Below are 445 nucleotides of genomic sequence, written 5' to 3'. Positions count from 1 at the left end.
CAGGGTGGCGCCGTAGCGGGCGCAGGCGCCGATGACGCCGCCGGCCGCGATGGCGGCGAGGATCTCGCCCTGACGGCGCTTCGGGCCGGGCGCCTTCGCGGGCGGCCACGGGTCGACGGCGGTGTCCGGGTCGACCGGTTCGGCCTGCCTGCCGGTGGGCGGAGTGTGGTGTTCGGGGCGGTCGGGGTGCACGTGTTCAGGCTCCTACCTGATCGGCCGGTCCGTGCGCGGGCGCGCGGAAGTGTCAGGTAGGGACCGTTGGCGGCCGACGACGGTCGCGGCTGCGGTTGGTTACGGCGGGCCCCACCGCCGTACAGCCGCCCGCACGGGGTGGCTGTACGGCCAGGTTACCGGTCGCGGGGCCGACGGGTGAGGTGGCGCAGGGCCGCCTCCGCCGCGTTGGCGCCGCACATGCCGTGCGCGCCCGGCCCTGGCGGGGTGGCGG

At 77.5% G+C, this 445-nt stretch carries 1 pseudogene; it reads right to left on the bottom strand.

Annotated elements, in window-relative coordinates:
- Positions 1-192 (bottom strand): annotated as a pseudogene (locus AC0AIB_RS31350) (hypothetical protein); the annotation flags it as partial.
- Positions 193-445: the final 253 nt, after the last annotated feature.

It is taken from the genome of Micromonospora sp. DSM 43699 (assembly GCF_055517075.1).
Note: the sequence above shows the minus strand (reverse complement) of the source record. Positions and strands in the feature narration are given on the sequence as shown.